Source organism: Pseudooceanicola spongiae, from assembly GCF_014899185.1.
Lineage (GTDB): Bacteria > Pseudomonadota > Alphaproteobacteria > Rhodobacterales > Rhodobacteraceae > Pseudooceanicola > Pseudooceanicola spongiae.
The window spans coordinates 1,423,273-1,441,358 of sequence record NZ_CP045201.1; the positions used below are offsets into that span (position 1 = coordinate 1,423,273).

General features: G+C 64.5%; 21 protein-coding genes. 1 reads left to right on the forward strand and 20 read right to left on the reverse strand.

Annotated elements, in window-relative coordinates:
* Window positions 1–3 precede the first annotated feature (3 nt).
* From F3W81_RS06770 to F3W81_RS06815, 10 genes are all read right to left on the reverse strand, one after another.
* Window positions 4–3,282 carry a phage tail length tape measure family protein gene (locus F3W81_RS06770; protein WP_193082857.1) on the reverse strand — a complete coding sequence of 1,093 codons (3,279 nt, stop codon included), beginning with the start codon at window positions 3,280–3,282 and terminating at the stop codon, window positions 4–6.
* Window positions 3,283–3,285: 3 nt separating this feature from the next.
* Window positions 3,286–3,537 carry a hypothetical protein gene (locus tag F3W81_RS06775; RefSeq protein WP_193082858.1) on the reverse strand — a complete coding sequence of 84 codons (252 nt, stop codon included), beginning with the start codon at window positions 3,535–3,537 and terminating at the stop codon, window positions 3,286–3,288.
* 53 nt (window positions 3,538–3,590) lie between these two features.
* Window positions 3,591–4,019: a hypothetical protein gene (locus F3W81_RS06780; RefSeq protein WP_193082859.1), complete on the reverse strand. Its 429-nt coding sequence runs from the start codon at window positions 4,017–4,019 to the stop codon at window positions 3,591–3,593.
* 30 nt (window positions 4,020–4,049) lie between these two features.
* Window positions 4,050–4,469 carry a hypothetical protein gene (locus F3W81_RS06785; RefSeq protein WP_193082860.1) on the reverse strand — a complete coding sequence of 140 codons (420 nt, stop codon included), beginning with the start codon at window positions 4,467–4,469 and terminating at the stop codon, window positions 4,050–4,052.
* Between the two features lie 36 nt (window positions 4,470–4,505).
* Entirely contained in the window at window positions 4,506–4,958 is a 453-nt protein-coding gene (locus F3W81_RS06790; protein WP_193082861.1) for an HK97 gp10 family phage protein, read from the reverse strand.
* Window positions 4,955–5,356, reverse strand: coding sequence for a tail completion protein gp17 (gene gp17, locus F3W81_RS06795; protein ID WP_193082862.1), 402 nt, complete (start codon window positions 5,354–5,356; stop codon window positions 4,955–4,957). Before gp17 ends, F3W81_RS06790 begins: the two co-directional genes overlap by 4 nt.
* A complete protein-coding gene (locus F3W81_RS06800; RefSeq protein ID WP_193082863.1) occupies window positions 5,353–5,733 on the reverse strand; it encodes a head-tail adaptor protein in 381 nt (126 codons plus the stop codon). Before F3W81_RS06800 ends, gp17 begins: the two co-directional genes overlap by 4 nt.
* Window positions 5,734–5,735: 2 nt before the next feature.
* Window positions 5,736–6,305, reverse strand: coding sequence for a hypothetical protein (locus tag F3W81_RS06805; protein WP_193082864.1), 570 nt, complete (start codon window positions 6,303–6,305; stop codon window positions 5,736–5,738).
* Between the two features lie 9 nt (window positions 6,306–6,314).
* Window positions 6,315–6,689: a hypothetical protein gene (locus F3W81_RS06810; protein ID WP_193082865.1), complete on the reverse strand. Its 375-nt coding sequence runs from the start codon at window positions 6,687–6,689 to the stop codon at window positions 6,315–6,317.
* Window positions 6,690–6,752: 63 nt separating this feature from the next.
* On the reverse strand, window positions 6,753–8,084 hold the full coding sequence (locus tag F3W81_RS06815) for a phage major capsid protein (RefSeq protein ID WP_193082866.1): 1,332 nt from the start codon (window positions 8,082–8,084) through the stop codon (window positions 6,753–6,755).
* Between the two features lie 429 nt (window positions 8,085–8,513).
* Here F3W81_RS06815 and F3W81_RS06820 point away from each other — a divergent pair, with 429 nt between their 5' ends.
* Window positions 8,514–10,004: an EAL domain-containing protein gene (locus F3W81_RS06820; protein WP_226941899.1), complete on the forward strand. Its 1,491-nt coding sequence runs from the start codon at window positions 8,514–8,516 to the stop codon at window positions 10,002–10,004.
* 183 nt (window positions 10,005–10,187) lie between these two features.
* On the opposite strand, the gene F3W81_RS06825 is transcribed toward F3W81_RS06820, so the two are convergent.
* The 10 genes from F3W81_RS06825 to F3W81_RS06870 all read right to left on the reverse strand — a co-directional run bounded on the left by F3W81_RS06825 (window position 10,188) and on the right by F3W81_RS06870 (window position 18,047).
* A complete protein-coding gene (locus F3W81_RS06825; RefSeq protein WP_193082868.1) occupies window positions 10,188–11,099 on the reverse strand; it encodes a S49 family peptidase in 912 nt (303 codons plus the stop codon).
* The gene (locus F3W81_RS06830; RefSeq protein WP_193082869.1) at window positions 11,096–12,397 is read right to left on the reverse strand and encodes a phage portal protein; all 1,302 of its coding nucleotides are present in this window, start codon (window positions 12,395–12,397) and stop codon (window positions 11,096–11,098) included. Before F3W81_RS06830 ends, F3W81_RS06825 begins: the two co-directional genes overlap by 4 nt.
* Window positions 12,394–14,061 carry a terminase large subunit gene (locus tag F3W81_RS06835; RefSeq protein WP_193082870.1) on the reverse strand — a complete coding sequence of 556 codons (1,668 nt, stop codon included), beginning with the start codon at window positions 14,059–14,061 and terminating at the stop codon, window positions 12,394–12,396. Before F3W81_RS06835 ends, F3W81_RS06830 begins: the two co-directional genes overlap by 4 nt.
* Window positions 14,048–14,494: a P27 family phage terminase small subunit gene (locus F3W81_RS06840; protein ID WP_193082871.1), complete on the reverse strand. Its 447-nt coding sequence runs from the start codon at window positions 14,492–14,494 to the stop codon at window positions 14,048–14,050. Before F3W81_RS06840 ends, F3W81_RS06835 begins: the two co-directional genes overlap by 14 nt.
* 109 nt (window positions 14,495–14,603) lie before the next feature.
* A complete protein-coding gene (locus tag F3W81_RS06845; protein ID WP_193082872.1) occupies window positions 14,604–14,981 on the reverse strand; it encodes an HNH endonuclease signature motif containing protein in 378 nt (125 codons plus the stop codon).
* 102 nt (window positions 14,982–15,083) lie between these two features.
* A complete protein-coding gene (locus F3W81_RS06850) occupies window positions 15,084–15,749 on the reverse strand; it encodes a hypothetical protein (protein ID WP_193082873.1) in 666 nt (221 codons plus the stop codon).
* Window positions 15,746–16,333, reverse strand: coding sequence for a hypothetical protein (locus tag F3W81_RS06855; RefSeq protein WP_193082874.1), 588 nt, complete (start codon window positions 16,331–16,333; stop codon window positions 15,746–15,748). The genes F3W81_RS06850 and F3W81_RS06855 overlap by 4 nt, the downstream gene beginning before the upstream one ends.
* A 268-nt stretch (window positions 16,334–16,601) precedes the next feature.
* On the reverse strand, window positions 16,602–17,276 hold the full coding sequence (locus F3W81_RS06860) for a DUF1376 domain-containing protein (protein ID WP_193082875.1): 675 nt from the start codon (window positions 17,274–17,276) through the stop codon (window positions 16,602–16,604).
* 58 nt (window positions 17,277–17,334) lie between these two features.
* Window positions 17,335–17,583 (reverse strand): hypothetical protein, encoded by a 249-nt coding sequence (locus F3W81_RS06865; RefSeq protein ID WP_193082876.1) that lies wholly within the window; start codon window positions 17,581–17,583, stop codon window positions 17,335–17,337.
* The gene (locus F3W81_RS06870) at window positions 17,580–18,047 is read right to left on the reverse strand and encodes a hypothetical protein (protein ID WP_193082877.1); all 468 of its coding nucleotides are present in this window, start codon (window positions 18,045–18,047) and stop codon (window positions 17,580–17,582) included. Before F3W81_RS06870 ends, F3W81_RS06865 begins: the two co-directional genes overlap by 4 nt.
* Window positions 18,048–18,086 lie beyond the last annotated feature (39 nt).

The following is an 18,086-nucleotide window of genomic DNA, read 5'->3' on the forward strand; positions in this document are numbered from 1 at the left end:
CGCTCAAAACTCCCGCTCGATGGGCATGCCGATCGCGTCCCAGCCCTGAATGAGATCGACCAGACGGCGCAGCGCGTTGGTCTGCGCTGTGTCGCCCTCGCTGAGCCGCCCGAGGCTGGCGGCCAGCGTCACACCTGCGTCACCGGCTGCGTGCACATCCGCCGCATAGCCGCGCGCCTCCGCGATCGAGGCGATCCTGGCGTCGAACTCCGAGGCGTAGTAACTGCCCAGGTCATAGGCGGCTGAGAGGTCCATTCCGGCCAGACTGGAGGCTCCGCCCTCGACTTTCGCGAAGAGCTCCGACAGCGACAGCAGCGCGGCATAGGTGCCGCGCCCCGCCTCGGTCATCAGGTCCTGTCCGGTCACCAGATCGCGGAACTGGCGCGCCGTCTGTGGCACCGCCAGCCCCAGCTCGGCAAAGCGCCGCCCCAGCTCATCACTGGCCATGCCGAGCTGTTCGCCCTCCGAGTAGAAGGTGTTGGTGAAGCTGGCGATCTGGCTCGACAGGCTGGAAAGGCCGCCCGTCGCCGCGATCAGATCATCCGAGGCCCAGATCATCGCCTCCGCCGTGCCGGCAAAGCCCTGACCCAGCGGCGTCAGCATTGCCGTCACATCACTGAGGCCTGTCCAGAGGGTCTGGGTTCCGGTGTTGAACTCCAGGAACTGGTCCGAGAGTGCCATCAGGCTGGCATAGGTCTGCTGGCCCGCCGTGGTCATCAGGTTCTGACTGTTCACCAGATCACGGAACTGCGCCGCTGTCTGCGGCACCGCCAGCCCGAGGTCGGCAAACTGGCGATGCACCGAGGCACTGACCATGCGAAAGCGCTCAGCGTCGCTATAGAACCCTTCGGTGAAGCTGGAGATCTGGCTCGAGAGCGCCTCCAGCCCCCCGGCCATGCCGACCAGCGCATCGCCAGAGATTGCCATGTTCTGCAGATTGCCCCAGAAGCCCTGCCCCAGCGGCTCCAGCATGGTCTTCACGGCGGCCAGGCTTTGGAGCTGATCGAACGCCACGCCCGCAAAGGCTTGGGTGACCGTGTCGGCATAGCCCGCGAACCAGGCCTCGACCTTGGCCTGCACTTCGGCCTCGGACAGCCCCTTGGTGTCGATCTTGTCCAGCGCGACGTTGACCCCGGCCACCATGGATGTGGTGACCCCGGACCCTGCCAGCTTGAAGGCCTGCGCGACGGTGTCCTGCACCTCGCGCAGCTGATCGCCAAGCATGGCCTGCGTGGCATCGTCAAAGCCGGTCAGGCTGGTCGAGGTCTTTTTCTTCAGGCCCCACCAGCTGCTCTTGCGGGTGGTCTCAAACGTGCCGCCCGCCAGACCGCCCTCCTGCACGCCCAGCTGCAGGCCCGACCCGATCAGATTCTTCGAGGAGAAGCTCTTGATCAGCCCGATCCCCGCCGTGACCGCGCCGATGATCGGCATGGCCGCCGACAGCGCGCTGCCGATGCCCGCCATCGACAGCCCCCCCGCAAGGGCCGAGGTGACGCTGCCAAAGGCGCCCGACAGGCCATCGGTGATCGCGCTGACCCCCGCGCCGCCGACCTTCAGCGAGGACTGGATCAGATCGCCAAAGCCCTGCGAAGCGGCTGCGCCCACGCCAGAGCGCAGATCGCCAATCGTGCCGGCGATGTCGCCAGAGGCAAAGGAAGCCACCGCCCCCTCGACCGCCCGGCCGAGCTCCGTCACCTCTTCCTTGAGATCCTTGATCGGGCTTTTGCCCTTGCGCCCGAGACCCCCGAGCTTCTTGTCGAGATCGGTCACGGCGTCGCCGGTGTCGTCCAGCGCGCGGGTCACGCCAACCGTTGCCGCCTGAACGTCCCTTCCGCCCGCCTCGCCGGTGTCAGAGGTCTGCGCCAGCGCCGCCTTCAGGGCGGCAACCGATTTGAGCGGTGCCGTCACCCCAGCCGCCAGCTTGGCGTTCTCCGCCTGCATGCCCGCGATGCTGTCGCGCAACCCGTCGATCGCGGACTGCGTCTCATAGACGCCCGCGCCGGCCGAGATCGCGGCATTGCCGACCGCGAGATAGGCGTCATCCATGCCCGGCACATCGCGCAGCTGGTCCTTCAGCCCGTGCAGGAAGTCGGCCCATTTGGTCTGCACCGCCACCAGCATCTTCAGCGCGCCGACCTCGATGGTCTGCCAGATCACCGCCATCTTGTTCTGCAGGATCTGGCCGGCGTCACCGATCCGCCCGAAGGCTTCGGAGGCCACGTCCCTGGCGAGATCCAGCGCCGTGCCAAAGCCGCCGACGCGGTCGATCGCGCCCTTCAGCTTCACCCCGACATAGACGGCGCCAGTGGCCAGCGCCGCAAAGCCGCCAACCAGCAGCCCGATCGGTGAGGCGATCGCGACCACCACCGGCAACAGCGCCGAGGCCGCCGCCGCCATGCCGCCGAGCGCCAGCAGCGCCGGACCAAGGGCGGCCGCCACCGCGCCGCCGATCACCACGAAGCGCTTGGTCTCGGGCGACAGGCTCTGGAACGCCAGGGCGAGATCCGAGACGCCCCTGGCAAGGTCAGCCACCACAGGCAGGATGATCGCGCCGACCTGCTCCATGGCATCGCCGATATCCATCATCGCGGCCTTGATCTGGCCCGAGGGCAGATCACGCAGCGCCTGCGCCTGCCCGGCGTATTGCTGGCGCAGCGCATCGAGGATCTTTTCCTGCGCGCCCGCCACGTCGCCGAGCTCGACCATGGTCTTGATCGTGTTCTTCTGGCCTTCCGAGAAGGAGACGCCGACTTCGCTCAGCGACGACAACCCCTGCAGCGGATCGTTCAGCGCCTTGCCCAGCATGATCGCCGCGCCCTGCAGATCCTGCCCAAGCGCCGCCGACATATCCAAGGCCGCCTGCTGCGCGCCGATGAAGGCCTCGCCCGAGACATTGCCGAAGGTCAGCAGGGTCGAGGTCACCTTGCCGAGGATATCCTCATCGCCGAACAGCGAGGTGCCCTGCAGCCCGCTCGCCATGCTCTGCAGCTGCTCAGACGTGAAGCCCGCCGTCTGCCCCATCGAGGCCAGCGCCGCATCGACCTGCGCCACCGCCGTGGCCTGCACCGTCTGCAGATCCATCGCCTGCTTGGCCAGCGCTACCAGCGGCGTCGTCAGCGCCAGCGACATCCGCCCGCCGATCTTGCCGAACTCCTTCGCCAGCCCAGAGAAGTCCGCCTGCATCTTGCGCATGCTCAGCGTCGCCTCGGACGCGCCCTTGTGGAACTGCGCCGAGTTCATGCCGAGATCGACACGCAGCGCGCCAATAATGCCTTTGAACATGGGTCAGGCTCCTTTTGAGCTGGCTGCTGCGTGCCGCTGCGCGACCCGGCCCGCGAAGTACGCGCTGAGCTCGGCGTCGCTCGATCCATGCTGGCGACGGCCATCCAGGAACGCGGCGGGTTTGGGGAAGGTCTTGGGGGCATGGGTGGCGATCATCAGCAGCTGACCGAGGCTGTAGATCTCGCCCCGGCGCTGCCGGATCGCGCGTTCCTGCCCGAGCAAGACGCCGGACAGGATCAGATCAACCTCGCGCAAGGTCAGCCGCCCGAACAGCGCATAGGGCTGTCCGGCGGCGACCCACTGGCGGATCAGCTCGGGCCAGTCGATGCCGGTGCGGGTTGGGCCAGTTCGGCTTTGGTCGGTGCTGTGGCCTTTGCGGCCTGCGGCTTTCCCGCGCCCGCGTCCTTCTGCTCAGGAAAGGCCAGCCGCATGGCCCCGCCGACCGCCGCGAAGGTCTCCTTGAAGCCGCAGGCGTCCAGAACCTCGCCGGCGTCGCGCTCGGTGAAGCCCTCCTGGTGCGCAATCAGCCCGGCCCAGAGAATGCGGCGCATGACACCGATATTGATGCGCCCCGCCTCTGCCTTCTCGAAGTGCTCATTCACCGCGAAGAAATCGCCGCCCGTCGCGGTCTCGTATTCCACCATGGCATTGGTGGTGAAGGCGACCTTCCAGCCGGCGCCATTGCTTGGGCCGCTGCCGTCTTTCGGTTTCAGGGTCACATAGTTTTGCATTGTCATGTCGGGATCCTTTCAGAGGTCGCAGGGCGATCAAGCGGCTGCGGTAAATTCGGTTTCGCCGGAGGTCTTGCCGGAGAGGGTGAAGGTTGCATCGGCGTCGAGCTGATCAAGCCCCGCCACCTCGACCACCGGGGTGATCATCCGGCAGTCAAAGGCATCGCCGCTGGCCAGCGTGATCCGGTAATAGGTGCCGCCCGCCCGCGCCTCATCCGCCTTCGCGGCAGCAAAGCCCTCGGCGGTGTAGAGGCAGGAGATCGAGAGATCGCCGGGTTCGGCAAACCCCTCGCCGTATTCATGGATCTTGGCGGGGCTATCCAGCGTGGTGCGCTGGCGGGTGTTCTTGGTCAGGGTCGGCACGCTGACGCCGGTCACCTTGGCGACGCGGCTGTAGGTCAGGCCATCGGGCGAGCGTTCGACTTTGCCGCCCCAAAGCTCGGTTTCACCGGACATGGAGGTTCCTTTCTTGGATGTGGTTTTGGTATTGGATCAGGGTTTGCGCGCAGCCCTTGCGGCCTTGCGCTCGGCACGGGCGACGGCCTTGGAGACCTCGGCCGTCATATCGCTCTGGATCTGATCGAAAATCGCCTGCTGCGTCGCATCCCAGGCGGGGCGCGCATGCGGCTGGGCGCTGTGGCGCGCGTTGCCGAACTCCTGCTGCAGGCCCGCAGGATCGCTGGTGCCCGCATACATGAACACGTCATCGCGCCCTTCGCGGCGGGCCTTTTGCGTCTGGCGCTTGGTCAGCTTGGTGCCGACGCCATAGCTTTCTTCCAGCACGCCCTCTTCGCCTCTTGGCGCCAGCGCATTGGCGCGATCGGCAAAGAGCTTGGCGGCGCGCTTCAGCACCCGCCGCGCCACGCCCTTGCGCGCCGTGTGTTTGGACAGGGCTTTCAGCGCCTCTTCGAGATCGCGCCCGCCGGTGAAGGTCACTTTGATCATGGCGCGCTCCAGCGAATGGTGACATCGATCGAGACGCCGAACAGCGCCGAGAGGTCGCCGAGGTCGCGTCCCGACAGATCCCGCGACCCGGCAATGAAGATCCGGCGGAAGGTCACGCCGGCCCGCGTGCCGCGATAGCCAGAGAGACAGGTACGCACTTCCCAGCGGAGCCGGTCTGCCTCCAGCGCCGAAGTCGCCCAAGCATCGATCTGCACCGTGCTGGTCGAGGTCTCTGTTTCTCCGTCCAGCGTGTAGGCCACCGGCGCGCTGACCAGCGTCATGTTGAGGTAAGGAAGCGCCGCCGCATGAGCGGGCAGCACGCCCCAATGGATGCGCGAGCCAACCCGCGCCTGCAGATCAGCGTCGGCCAACAGCAGCGCCGTCAGAGCGGCCTTCATGGCGCACCGCCCGCAGCATAGCGCGCACCGACGAAAGCATAGACGCCGCGCTTGACGCTATGTGGCCCGCGCCCGACCAGATCCCAGGTCTGCCCGAGGATCTGCAGCCGGTCGGCCAGCGTGATGCTGCGCGCCTGTGGTGTGTCCAGCACCAGCACCCGGATCGCGGCAACTGCGCCCTCAACGCCGTTCGCGGCAGTCTCGCCCTCGCCCACCTCTTCCACGGCCGCCCAGGAGGCCCCGATCGGCTGCCACTGGTAGATCGGTTCGTTCAGCGGATTGCGCCCGGTCTCGGCCCGGCGTTCGAACAGCGCCTTGCGGTCGCGGATGATCACCTCTTTGCCACGCGACAGCGGCGCGCCTTGGCTCTGCGCCATGCCTACATCCTCTCTGTGACCAGTGGCCGCGTGTAGCGCGCCTGTTTCATCAAAGCCCGCGCCCCGAAGCTGGCGCGGGTGTATTCTGTCTGATCGATGGCGATATTGGCCTCGCGCCAGTCCTTCACGATCAGGATCACCGCCTGCACCAGGCGCGGGTCGGGCGCCGGATTGCCGACCGTGGCCTCGACTTCCAGCACACCGCTGCCCCCCGCCGGTATCAGGCCAGCGGGAAACAGGATCTGCGGTTCGTCATGCAGCATGCGCGGCGCGACCTCGGCGGGCGAGATCTCGATCACCGCTGCCCCGCGCAGAAACCGCAGCGCCGTGATCTCGGCCACCGGGGCACAGGGAAACCACCAGCGCAGCAGTCGCGGGCCGACCTCAACCGAGAACCGAACATCGCGAAACCCGAGAGGCCGGTTGGTCCCGGCCTCGACGACATCCTGCGCCGCGCGCAGATAGCTCTCGATCAGCAGATCCGCCTCTGCATCCGGCTCGATGAAGCCGGTGGCGCGGCGGTACGCCGCCACGCTCACCGCCAGCGCCGGGGCCTCTCCAATCCCCTGCATGGCGCGCCCTTACGCCTTCGGCTCGGGTTTGGACGGGGTCTTGCCGCCCTGCGCAGGCGGGCTGCCGGCCTCGCGCGTCGGCGCAGGGGCGGGTTCGGGCTCCGTCGCGACGGTATCGGCAGGTTTGGACAGCGCCTCTTCCCGCGACTTGAGCGCCGCCTCGCGGGCATCGAGATCGGCGGCGCGACGGGCCACGTCCTGCGCCGCCTGTGCCAGAGCAATGGCATCGGGATCGGTGCCGGTCGCTGCGGCCTGCGCCGGAGCGCGATACGCCACGGCGACGCCGCTGGCGATCAGCTGGGCGGCGCGCGCCGGTAGGAAGCCGGCCACTTCGCCACGGTTATACTTGCCAGAGTGCTGGCGGAATTGAACGGGGGTCATCATCTCGGGATCTCCTGAGAAAGGTCAAAGAAAGCCCGCGCCGGGTGTACCAACGCGGGCAAAGGATCAGGCCGCCTGCAGCGACCAGTCGGCAGCGTTGAAGCCGGCGATCGCCTCATCATGCTCCGGGGCGAAGTCGTGCTCGGTGATCGCGCGGAACAGCGTCAGATCGTTCTGGAAAGCCGACTGCGTGTCGCCGCTGGCATCGACAAAAGCCGCCTCGGTCGACTGCGCGATCCGCATCTCGCCGCCCTCGCCGATCATCATCTCCGAGAAGTCCGCGAAGGTGATCTCGGTTTCATTACCGCCCACCCCGAGGTTGTTCGGGATCTGCGAGGTGGTGAAGATCGGGAAGCCCTTCAGCGTGCCCTTGGCGTCGATCTCGGGATACAGCAGGTTGCCATTGGCATCACGCAGGCTGGCCAGCCACGATTTGGCCCCCGCGCGCATCGTCCAGCCCGGCGTGACCATCGAGACGTTGGCATCCTCGACCAGCGACACCGCGCGCCGGAGCGCAAGATCGGCGGCCGCCGCCGTAGCGGCCACCGGCCCGGCGTTCCAATGAGCGGGCAGCGCCCAGTAGCGCATCCCCTTCGGCAGATCGCCCGAGCCGTCATTGCGCAGAAACGCCAGATCCTCGCGCAGCGCCATGACCTTCAGCATGTCGTCGCGCACCACCGTCGCCGTCCCGATCGTGGCCCGGTTCAGCAGCGTATTCGATACCGGCACCAGAGCGCGCAGCTTCTTCAGCGTGCGGTCGATCTTGTCGAAGCTCGGCTCACTCGGCGCAATCGGCTCCATCTCGCCGCCATAGCCCGCCGTCGCGCCGCCGGTCTGCTTGGCGTGGCGCAACTCGCCCGCCGACATCGGTACCGTGCGCGCCCCCGCCTTACGCACCACGACGCGCGGGCGCAGCAGTTCGATCATCGACGCCGCCATCGGGCGCGGCACCAGCACGCCGCCCGCGCTCTCGGAGGTGCTGTTCAGCGCCGCGCCGATGCCCGAGTGGCCATCGCGCTCCAGCTGCGCCACCGCCCGCGTCCGGTCGCCCCGGGTCGCCGCCAGGGCCAGCGCCATGAAGCCGACTTCAAGGCCCTGGTGTGCGGGATTCTGCGCTTGCGCCGGGGTGGTGTGGTCAGCGCCCTGCCCGCCCGTGCCCTGACCGGCATCGCCAGTCGCTGCTGCTGCCTGCGCGGCCTCAACGCTTTCGGCGCGTTTGACCGCGCGATCTGCAGCCTGAAACTCGGCGTCAGAACTATCAAAGTCGGTCTGCGCCGTGGCCAGCGCCTGGTCATCGACGTCCGTCGCGCCTTCCAGCTCGCCGAGCTTCAGCGCGGCTTGCTGCATCTTGTCCGCCGCCGCTTTGCGAGCGCGGCGCAGGTCATCGAGATTTTTCATGGGGGAACTCCTGTGGAAGTGCTGCGCGCAGGCAGCAGTGCGGCCCCGAACGCATGCTGCGGTCGGGGTTTGGGTGGTATGGAAAAGGTGCAATTTCGAGGACGCGCGACTTTGGGCGGTTTTCGCCAGCCTAGAGACGCGCCATGCTTAGAATCAAATATTCCGGCTGAGCGCAAAGGCCCCAGCCTTCAAAGCAATCCTAAAAAATTTGAATGGCCCTCGCCGCCTATTTCTAAGGTTCGATGGAGCCAAATTCGCTAAAAAGGAAGCAAACCACAGGGGAATCGCGTCCTTATAGCAACGGAACCTACTGCCAAGACAGTATGTCAAATATTTAGTCTGGCAGATTAATTGGCAGCGACCTACTCCCTTGCCACTGCTCGTCGGCGATAGATTACTTAGGGATCTAGAAACTTGAATATACGCGTTATGTGGTTCTTTTTCTCGTTCATGGGCGCAATAGCGTCTTTTAGCGTCGCTCAGGTCTTCCAGTTTCGTATGGCTGACGACCGTTTGCATGTTCAAGCCCACGATCTTCTCTCACTTGCCGTGAAGATAGCAACTCAGTCGCGTGAGACGCTAAGTGCGATCAACAGGCTTACCACATCGCCATGCTCGGAGAAGGATGTGCAGGAGTTGCGATACATCCTATATCTCACACCGTATATTCAGGATGTTGGGCGATCAACTGAAGGAAAGATCACCTGTACTGCGGTTTGGGGTCAACTCACCACGCCTATCCAGCTACCCGAAGCTGAGTGGAAAAACGAGCGGCGAACAGCGCTTTGGCGGAACATTCATGGCGCACCCGACAACCGCCTGATTTACGACATTGGTCTGGTAGCTGGAAAGGCAGTTGCTTTTACGCGTAGAAACCTGTTCCAACATTTCGAAACCGCAAATAAAAATTTTCAGGCAATCATTTTTTCACCATATGGAGATCACGTCTTAGCGAGCATGGGAACCGGCACTCCTGCAATGATACCCCTGTTAAACCAGCCCAATGGCATTTTAACTTACGTCGGCCGCCACGCATACGAGTGCGAGAAAAATTTTGACATGTGCGCATTGGTTCAAAGCAAGGTATCGAAAAACATAACATCGACCAGTCCATTAACAGCGTTATCAATAACTTTATTGGGTGCGTTAGCCGGAGCCGGGGCTGGGCATGGTTTGTCGCGGCAAATACTCTCCAAGAGAACCTTAGAAAAACAACTTGAGCGCGCTCTTGAGCGAAATCTGATTGGAGTGGTTTATCAGCCAATAGTTCGCTTGAGCGACAGAACAATCGTTGGAGTAGAAGTCCTTGCTAGGTGGACAAGCGAAGATCGAGTATCTGTATCGCCGGAAATATTCGTTCCTATAATTGAGAAAATGGGACAAACAAGAAAACTAACGAGGCTAGTAATAGACAAGTCTCTTGCAGAGCTTGAAGAAACTATTAATCGAGACTCTTATTTCTATGCGAGCCTCAATGTGACAGTTGAAGACATCACCTGTCCTGAGTTTAGAAAAATGATAATCGAAAAGTCTCGACTTCATAACATAGAACCCAATCGTATCGCTTTGGAAATAACAGAGCGACAAACCACGGACATGGCGACACTCCAAGATGCCGTAAAAGATCTTCGAAAATTTGGGTTCAAAGTATTCATCGACGACTTTGGAACTGGATATTCTGGAATATCATACTTAGCCAACACCCCAGTCGATGCGGTGAAGGTAGATAAGATGTTCACAAAATCCATTGGAACACACTCGATACAATCGAGAATGCTAGACAACATTTGCAAAATGATCTCAGACGTAAATGGCAGTATTATTTTTGAGGGCGTTGAAACTGAGGAGCAAGCCAGTCTACTTCAAAACCTCTATCCTACCGAAAATGCCCAAGGTTGGTTTTTTTGGAAAGCCCACTGAGGGGGTCGCGGAAATAGAAAACATGCGCATATATTGATTTGCTCCTTTCTTCCGAGACTATGTGGCAACCCCTCTATTGTTGATGTCACGACTATCATAACTTGACGCTGAAAAGTGGAGCCGCAGACCGTCACGATTAGGGTGCCAATCAGTGGTGAAACAGCCATCAATTTATGCTCAAGTTCATAGCGACGCGCGCGCCACTGCAGCCTGCGCCCGCGCCAGTGCACTGCGCCCCGCCGTCCGTCTCGGCGGGGGGGCATATGCCCCAAGGATGCGCGTATAAAACGCCATGCGGCTTTCCTCGCGATCGGCCAACCCGCGCTTGACCGCCTCGGCCCCGTCGAACAGCGCGCCGCCGTCTCGCACATCCTCCGTCACGCTGGCGCGGCTGCGCAGATCCTCCGGCGTCATGCCTCTGCCCGCCGCTGCCGCAACATGGAAGCGCGCCTCTGCCTCGCCAAGGCTGCGCAGGATCTCGGTGCGCCCCTCTTCGGTCGAGGGGTCGGGCCACTTGGCGCGGGCATGTGGCGAGGTGAACTCAAAGAGCTGCAGCCCGGAGCCCTGCCCCGGCTGCACATATGCGCCCGTCATCACACCGGCCCCGATACTGCCGAGCGCCGCGCCCGGCGCGACCGTGATCTCGCGCGCCTGACTGGCCAGCCAATAGCCGGCACTCGCCGCCAGCGGATGCACCAGGGCATGCACCGGTTTGATCTGGCCAAGCTCGGCAATCGCCGCCGCTGCGCCAGCGCAGCCAAGGACCATGCCGCCCGGCGTGTCGAACTCCAGGACAATGGCGGCGACGGCCTCATCTGTGGCGAGTTGGGCGCAGGTTTCGGTCAGGCCCTGATAGGTCGCCCATCCCATCCAGCGCTCCAGCACCATGGAGTTGGCCGTCAGCACGCCGCGCACCGGCACCACGGCAACGCCGCGTTCAATGGTGAAGCGCTCCGGCGCTTGCGGCCCTGCCATCTGGACAGGCTCGCCGGCCACGGGTTGCGGCATCGGCTGCGCCAGCAAGGGCTGCGCCGAGGCCTCATGCAGCGCCATGATGCCGCCGCCAAGCATGGCGCGCAGGGTTTGGATCGTCATTCCTCGGTCTCCTTTGGATCAGGTGCGTTTTCGTCTCGGGTCATGTTCGAGGGCGGATAGACGCGGTTGCCGCCATCCACATCGTCCAGCCCCTCTTCGCGGCGGGCTTCGTTCATCGCCATCCACGGCCCGCCGACCGCCTTGTTCAGCGCCTCGTAGCGCTCCTTCGTCGTGGCCCGCAGCAGCGCATCGAAGTTATGGCGCAGGAACAGACCCGCGCGGCGCTCGGCCTCGGTCAGCAGGCCAAGCCCCAGCTGGGTCTCGATAAAGCCGCCCCAATGGCTAAGGCAGTCGGCCTTGTAGTCGATCGCCTGCTGCTGGCCGTTCGCCTTCACGCCGTACTCCAGCATCTGCAGCTTGCTCGGCGGCACCCGGTAGATCGCGGCGATCTGTTCGCGGTCAAACTTGCGGTTCTCCAGCAGTTGCTGATCCGCCGCCGACAGGTCGAGGCTCTTGATGTCGTCATCCGGGCCGATCAGGGTCACGCCGCCAAGGCTGTTCTCATTGCGCAGCGCCTCGCGCAGCCGGACCTTGGAGCGTTGATAGGTCTCTTCATCGGCATCAAATGCGCTGACCTTGGCCACGGCCTTCATGAAGGTGCCCGAGGCCGCCCGCGCCGCCGCCTCCTGCCCTGCCAGCGCAATCCCGAAGCTCTCCGCCGCGACCGAGATCGGGCTGCGGCCCGTCCAGCCATCCTCGGCCATGTAGCGCATGTGGACCATGGCGCGGCCCGGCACCCGGCGCTGGATGCGGTCGCCATCCTCAAAGTCATAGAACCGCGCCCGCCCGTTGCGCAGCACCGTGCAGAGATCGGGGTGAATGCCGTCGATCATCGTCAGCTCGCCCGCGCCATCCCTCGGCGCATAGGCGTAGCCGGTGCCGCGCAGGGCGAAGGCATAGGCGAGATTGAACCGGGTCAGCATCGCGGTCACGCCAGGCGCGGCCTCGACGTTCAGCAGGTAGTTCGCCGCGTGATCGCGCACCCGGACCTCGCGGCCCGAGCCGTCACGCTGCCAGACCTGCACCGGCAGTTTTGAGAGATCCCCGGCGATGATGGTGCAGCAGGCGGTCACCGTGGCGTGGCGCTGCGCCAGAACCGGCGTGACCGGCGGCAAGGTGGCCACCCGGCTGCGCGTGCCCGCAAAGCCGATGTCCTGCATCCAGCCCTGCGGCGACGCGGTGCCGCTGCTGGCCCCGCTGCTGGGGCCGGCACTGATCACCGGCTCGGCGCGTGCCGTTACCGGGGCCGGTGCCTCCGCAGAACGGAAGGGTCTGGTGATCACATCGATCAGGCTCATAGCGTCTCGATCTCCCGCTGTTTCTTCTTGCCCTGCCCGGCCACCGCCCGGCCCACGGCCATGATCATCGCCACGGCGCCATCGATCCGGCCCGTGCTCTTCTTCTTGTTCGGCTTGACGTTTTCCGAGGCGTCTTCATCGCGGTGCACGTTGCCGACCTGCCACGCCAGCACCGGGTTGCCGCCGTGCCGGATCCGCTTTTGCGCCACCAGCTCCTCGACCCGCTTCATCGGGTTCGACATGCTGGCAAAGCCCTGCCGGTGCTCGACCATGGGAAAGCCCTCCTTTTCCAACCGCTCAGCGAGGTACTTCATGCCCCAAGGGTCATAGGCGACCTCCTGAATGTCGAAGAACCCCTTGAGCCAGTGCAGCCGCGCCCGGATCTCTCCTTCATCAACCGAGCCGCCCCGGCAGATCTCCAGCCATCCCGCCTGCTGCCAGCCGACAAATTCGCGCTTTTCCGTCTGGGCGCGGTGGATGAAGCCCTTCGGCCCCTCGGGCAGGAAGATATAGGCGATCACCACAACCGCCTCCCCGTCCGGAATCGCCACGACAATCGCCGTGGTGTCGACCTTGTTCGACAGATCGAGACCGATCCACGCCCGTTTGCCGCGCAGCCGCGCGAGGTCAATCGGCTGCTTGGCGTCGCCCTGATCCCAGACATCGCGGGCAATCCACGCCTCCGCGCCCTCGGTCCAGAGGTTGAGGTGAAAGCGGCGAAAGTTCGGCATCTTGGCCGCGATGATCGTCGCCAGCGTCGCCGCCGCCTTGATGTCGGCCTGCGGCTTGGAGACATCGAGGTTCGGGTTTCCCATCGCCCAGGCGGTGGGGTCCAGCGGGTCGCAATCCACCGGCGGCTCCGCCACATAGGCAAAGAACCGGTCATCCTCGACATCGCCGCGCAGCACGCTTTCGGCGTAATCGCGCAGCTCGCCACAGAGCGAGGCGCGATCATGCCCCGCCGTGGTGATCACCCAATCAATCGGCTGCGTCCGCGCGATCATCGATTCCGTGATCGTCTCGGCCAGCTCGCGATCGGTCCAGCGGTGCATCTCATCGCGCGCCAGAAAGTGCGGGTTGATCCCGTCCGAGCTGTTCCCGTCGCGCGAGAGACACGCGATCATGCCATCGGTGTCGGGGGTTTCGATCTGGGTGCGATAGACATCCATGCCCCGCGTCAGCACCGGCGAGTGCTTGATCATGCGCTTGACGCCCTTGAACAGCAGCCCCGCCTGATCCCGCGTCGTCGCGGCGCAATAGGCCTGCGGCGCGGCCTCGCCGTCCATCAGCTGCGAATAGAGCATCGGCACCGCCGTGTCGGTCGTCTTGCCGTTCTTCTTGCCGACCTGATGATAGGTATTGCGGAACCGGCGCAGGCCCGTCGCCTCGCGCTTCCAGCCAAACACCGAGCCCATGCGGAACACCTGCCACGGCTGCAGCTGGAAGCTCTGCCCCGCCAGCGCGCCCTCGGTATGGCGCAGGATCTTGGCGAAATTCAGGATCCGATCCGCGCCAGCGGGGTCAAAGTAGAGGCCCCGGTCACGCCCGGTTTCCAGATCGCTGAGGTGGCGCTTGCACGCCCGCCGCACCAGATCGCCCGCGATAATCCGTCCTTCGGTGACATCGCGGGCATATGCGCTCACCGGGTGATCAACTGGATCCATTGCCCTTCATTGCCTTCTCCAGTTCGTCCAGGAAACTGCCCTGACCCGCCGCGCCAAGGCGGCCCTCGTCCACCGGCGTCAGGCCGAAAAGCGCGCCGATCCGCAGCATGCTGGCCAGCGCGTCCTGCCGCTGGCCCCACGCGGCGCGCTTCTTTTCCTGCGTGCCGTTGCGGGTCTCGGTCAGGTAGTAATTGCCCATGATCGCGAGATCCCCGGTGCAGCGCACGAAGTCGCCCACCGAAACGCAATAGGCCGCGAAGAGATCCTCGAAGTGCGGCTCCAGCCGCCCCTTGGCGATCATCACCGGAGCCAGCCGATCCCATGCCTCAACGGCCTCTTCGCTCGGCATGAAGTCCGGTGCAGGCGGCGTCGGCCTGACGCCATCGCCCTTCATCCGCACCACGTTGTCGAGTTTTGGCTTGCTGCCCTTCATCTCGTAACCCTCTCTCAAATGGGCTTTTTTTCCCAATTCCGACCGCACGAAAAGAACTGTATACATACCGGTCAACGTGCCGAGCCCCAGATTTTCGAGGTACCCCCCGTCAGCGGTGGAACACCTCGCTCGCCGTCTTGCGGGAATGGCAGGGCTTGCAGAGCGGCTGCCAGTTCGACCGCATCCAGAACTTCGCGCGGTCGCCCTTGTGCGGATCGATGTGATCGACCTCCGTCGCAGGCACGACAAGGTCGAGACCGGCGCAATCGGCGCAGAGGGGATGCTTGGCCAAGAAACCTTTGGCCGCTTTCTTCCAAGCGACAGAGCCATAGAGGCGGCGATGCGCCTGAGCATCCTCACCCCGCTGCGCCTGCGCCTTGCGCTCGGCGATCCGGGCCTGCCTCTGTTCCCAATGGTCAGGGCAGTGCGACCGCCCCGCAATCGCGAGATCGTCACAGCCACCGGTCACGCAGATCTTGCGGGGCATGGCAGCACCTCGATGTCGGGAAAAGAAAACGCCCGGCAGCTGATGGGTCAGCTCCGGGCGCAGTTGTGTCGAGGACCATATGTCAAAGAGGAGAGAATCCCGTCAAGAGGAAATGTTCCATGGCGTGCGAGGCGGCATCGCCTCAGTCACCACGAAGGACGTCAGACCGCCATAAATCCGGAAACTATCGCGCACCTCACGCAGCGCGCCCCACCAGCCGAGATAGTCCCGGCGCAGTCGCGATGCGTCGCGCGGCGGGTTGATCACGCGGATCGGGCAATAACGCGTCTCGACCTCGCGCAGCTTGCCTCGGCTGATGTAGCTGAGCATCCCGCCGCTTTCGGTGCGCGCGAACTCCCCGTGCTTGGTGCTGCGCCATTCAACCGGCACCACGCGGGGCGTCTCGCTCATACGCCAGTTTGGCACCTCACCTGCCCGCGCCAGTTCCGCAATGCGCAACGCCATCCGCCGCCCGCCGTGCCCTTCCGGCAGTACCGCCAGAGCCGACGCCACCGCGTCCGCGTCGGGGTGCGGCTCCGATCTGCCACCACCATCGACCTTGCAGCCGAGGCGCGCCCGTTCGATCATGAGATATTCCATGCCAAAGCTCGGAGCCGTGTCGAACATCGCGCCATAGGGATCATCGACACGATCGAGATCAATCTGCGCAAACTCGCGCTGGAAGGCCCACTCAACCAGCTGAAGGATCGAGACCGCCTGGACAGGCCGGCTGCGGCTGTTGGAGCGGATCGGCATCTGGATACTCATGCGCCCGCCTCCGAGGTCTGCGCCAGGGCCGCGATCTGGTCGCACTTGCGCATCGCGTCGACGCGGCGGCTCAGCCACGCGCTTTCCTCTGTCGTCAGCCCCTGCCCGCGCGCCACAAACCCGCGCAACGTCGTCGCCTTGCGCACCGCAGGATCAGCTTGGGCGCGCACCTGTGTCAGCGTGTAGCTGCCCGGCCAGCGCCGCGACCGGCGCAGCTCGGCGAGCAACTCAGGCGCCCAGCCACCCTGCAACGCGTCCCGCCCGAGGGCATTGGCGAACACCGCCCGGATCAGCGGCGAGGCGTCATCCCCCGGCGGCTGGATCTCTGCCGCCCGCTCAAGGATGCGCTGCGCGATCGGGAACCGGTCACGCGCCTTGCCGCTGGCCAGACCCGCCGCCTCTTCCTCAAGCGCGCCGAGGTTGGCCGGGCTCATATAGGCCAGCCGCGCGCAGAGGTCGCTCACCATCGCGGCGAATTGGTCCTTGGTCATCGTCGCCGGCTTCACCAGTCCGCGCCGCTGCAGCGGCTCGACCAGTAGCTGTTCAACTCTCTTCTCACCCTCGGCCTGTTGCGTGCTGTCCATCGCACTCTTCCCTCTCTTCTAAGCCCTGTCGCGCCGGTCCGTCCCGGCGCAACGTCTCAAGGTTCTGGTGCCGCGCGGTGCAGGTAAGGTGTTTTGTCTTTTCCTGTTTTTTCTTGTCTTGTCCTGTAGGGCAATGACACCCGAGGACCTGAAAAAACAGGTGTCACCACCTGTGATGTGACTGTCATCTGACTGTCACCTGCTGTCATCACCTGTCAGATGACTGTCATCATGACACCATGTGACACCTGCCTGACACCGCGCCGCATCACTCCCGCGCCTCGCGATGCGCATCGAGCTGATGCACATGCGGGCGCAGGCCCACGGTCTCCTCCAGCGCCAGCCGCACGTTGTCGTCGGTGACGTAGAGATTGCTGGTGTCGAGGTAGCTCGCCACCGCCTGAACGATCTGATCGGACTCGCGGATATGACGGGCGACCTTCAACACGGACAACTTCTTGCGCACCCGGCTGCGCACCTGCGCCAACCGCCCGGCCTCGCGCGCCTGGTCGCGCCCCGACTTGCGCCGATGCATGTCCAGCGCGATTTCGGAGATCACGGCATGCCCAAGCCGCTGGGTCCGCGCGCGGGATCGGGTGCTTTCGCCGTCGATCTGCGTCGCCTGCCAGCCGTGCAGCACGCCTTCGCGCGCCGCCTTCCAGCCCTCGATGTCGGAGCCAAAGCGCGCAATCTGGGCAAGCTGGACATCGTCGTCGGGCAGCGTGCCCGCCGGGTCCTGCTTGAAGCTCTCCGACCACAGGATCAGCGCGGTGCCAATATCGCCGCGCCGACCCTCGGCCACCGAATAGGCGATGAAATCCGAGGTCAGCAGGCGGTTGATATAGAGCGGGATCCAATCGTGGTTTGACAGCGTGTCGCCCCACTGGAGCGGATACCACCATGTCTCTGAAATCAGCTCTGTGTCGTCGTCTGCGTAGTGCATACGCGCCTCCATGGTCACGGGCCGATCCGGGTCGGCCGGGATGTGTTGGGATGTGTGTTCAGGTCCGCGCATTGCGGGCCACCTGCGCCATGCGCTGGATCTCGGCGTCGTGGGCGGCGTCGACACTGCCGTGTTCCGCCAACAGCCCGCGCAATCCGGCGCAACGGTCGAGGCCGCGCCCACTGCAGCGGCAGCGACCATCCGAGGACAGCCGCGCGCAGAGCAGGTAGATGTCAGTGACCGGCATCGTCGCGACGCTGCTGATGTGCTGTATCACCGCCTGATCGGTGCCTTTGGCGCGTTTCATGCCCGGCTCCGCGTGTTCAACGGCACGGCGTCTTGCGGGGCCCTGCCCGAACACTGGTCAGAGAGGGTGGCGACAAAGCTGTTCACCAGATCGGCCACGTCCTGCGTTTCCTTGAGCGCCCGTGCGAGAACCTGCGGATCATCGCTGCGCTCAGCGCCTGCAAGCGCCAGCACCATCTCGGAGCTTTCCCGCAGCGCATCGAGATGGCTGATCACAGCTGAGGACGCCTCTTGCTGTTCCAGCTGGCGCGCCCGCATCTTGCTGAAAGGCACCTGCCCCGAGGCATCCTCAAGCGCGACCACCCAAGCCCAGACCGGCTCGGCATTGGCGTTCTGCATGCGCGAGATCGAGGCGATCGAGATGTCATGCCCGACACTTGCCTCGATGACGGCCCGGGCCGCTTCGACGCCGCCAACAGCATCGACCAAGGATTTGAACATGGCGGCACGCGCACGGATCAGCATGGAAGGGGTTTTCCTTCCCGATGAGCCTGTGGCGCGGCA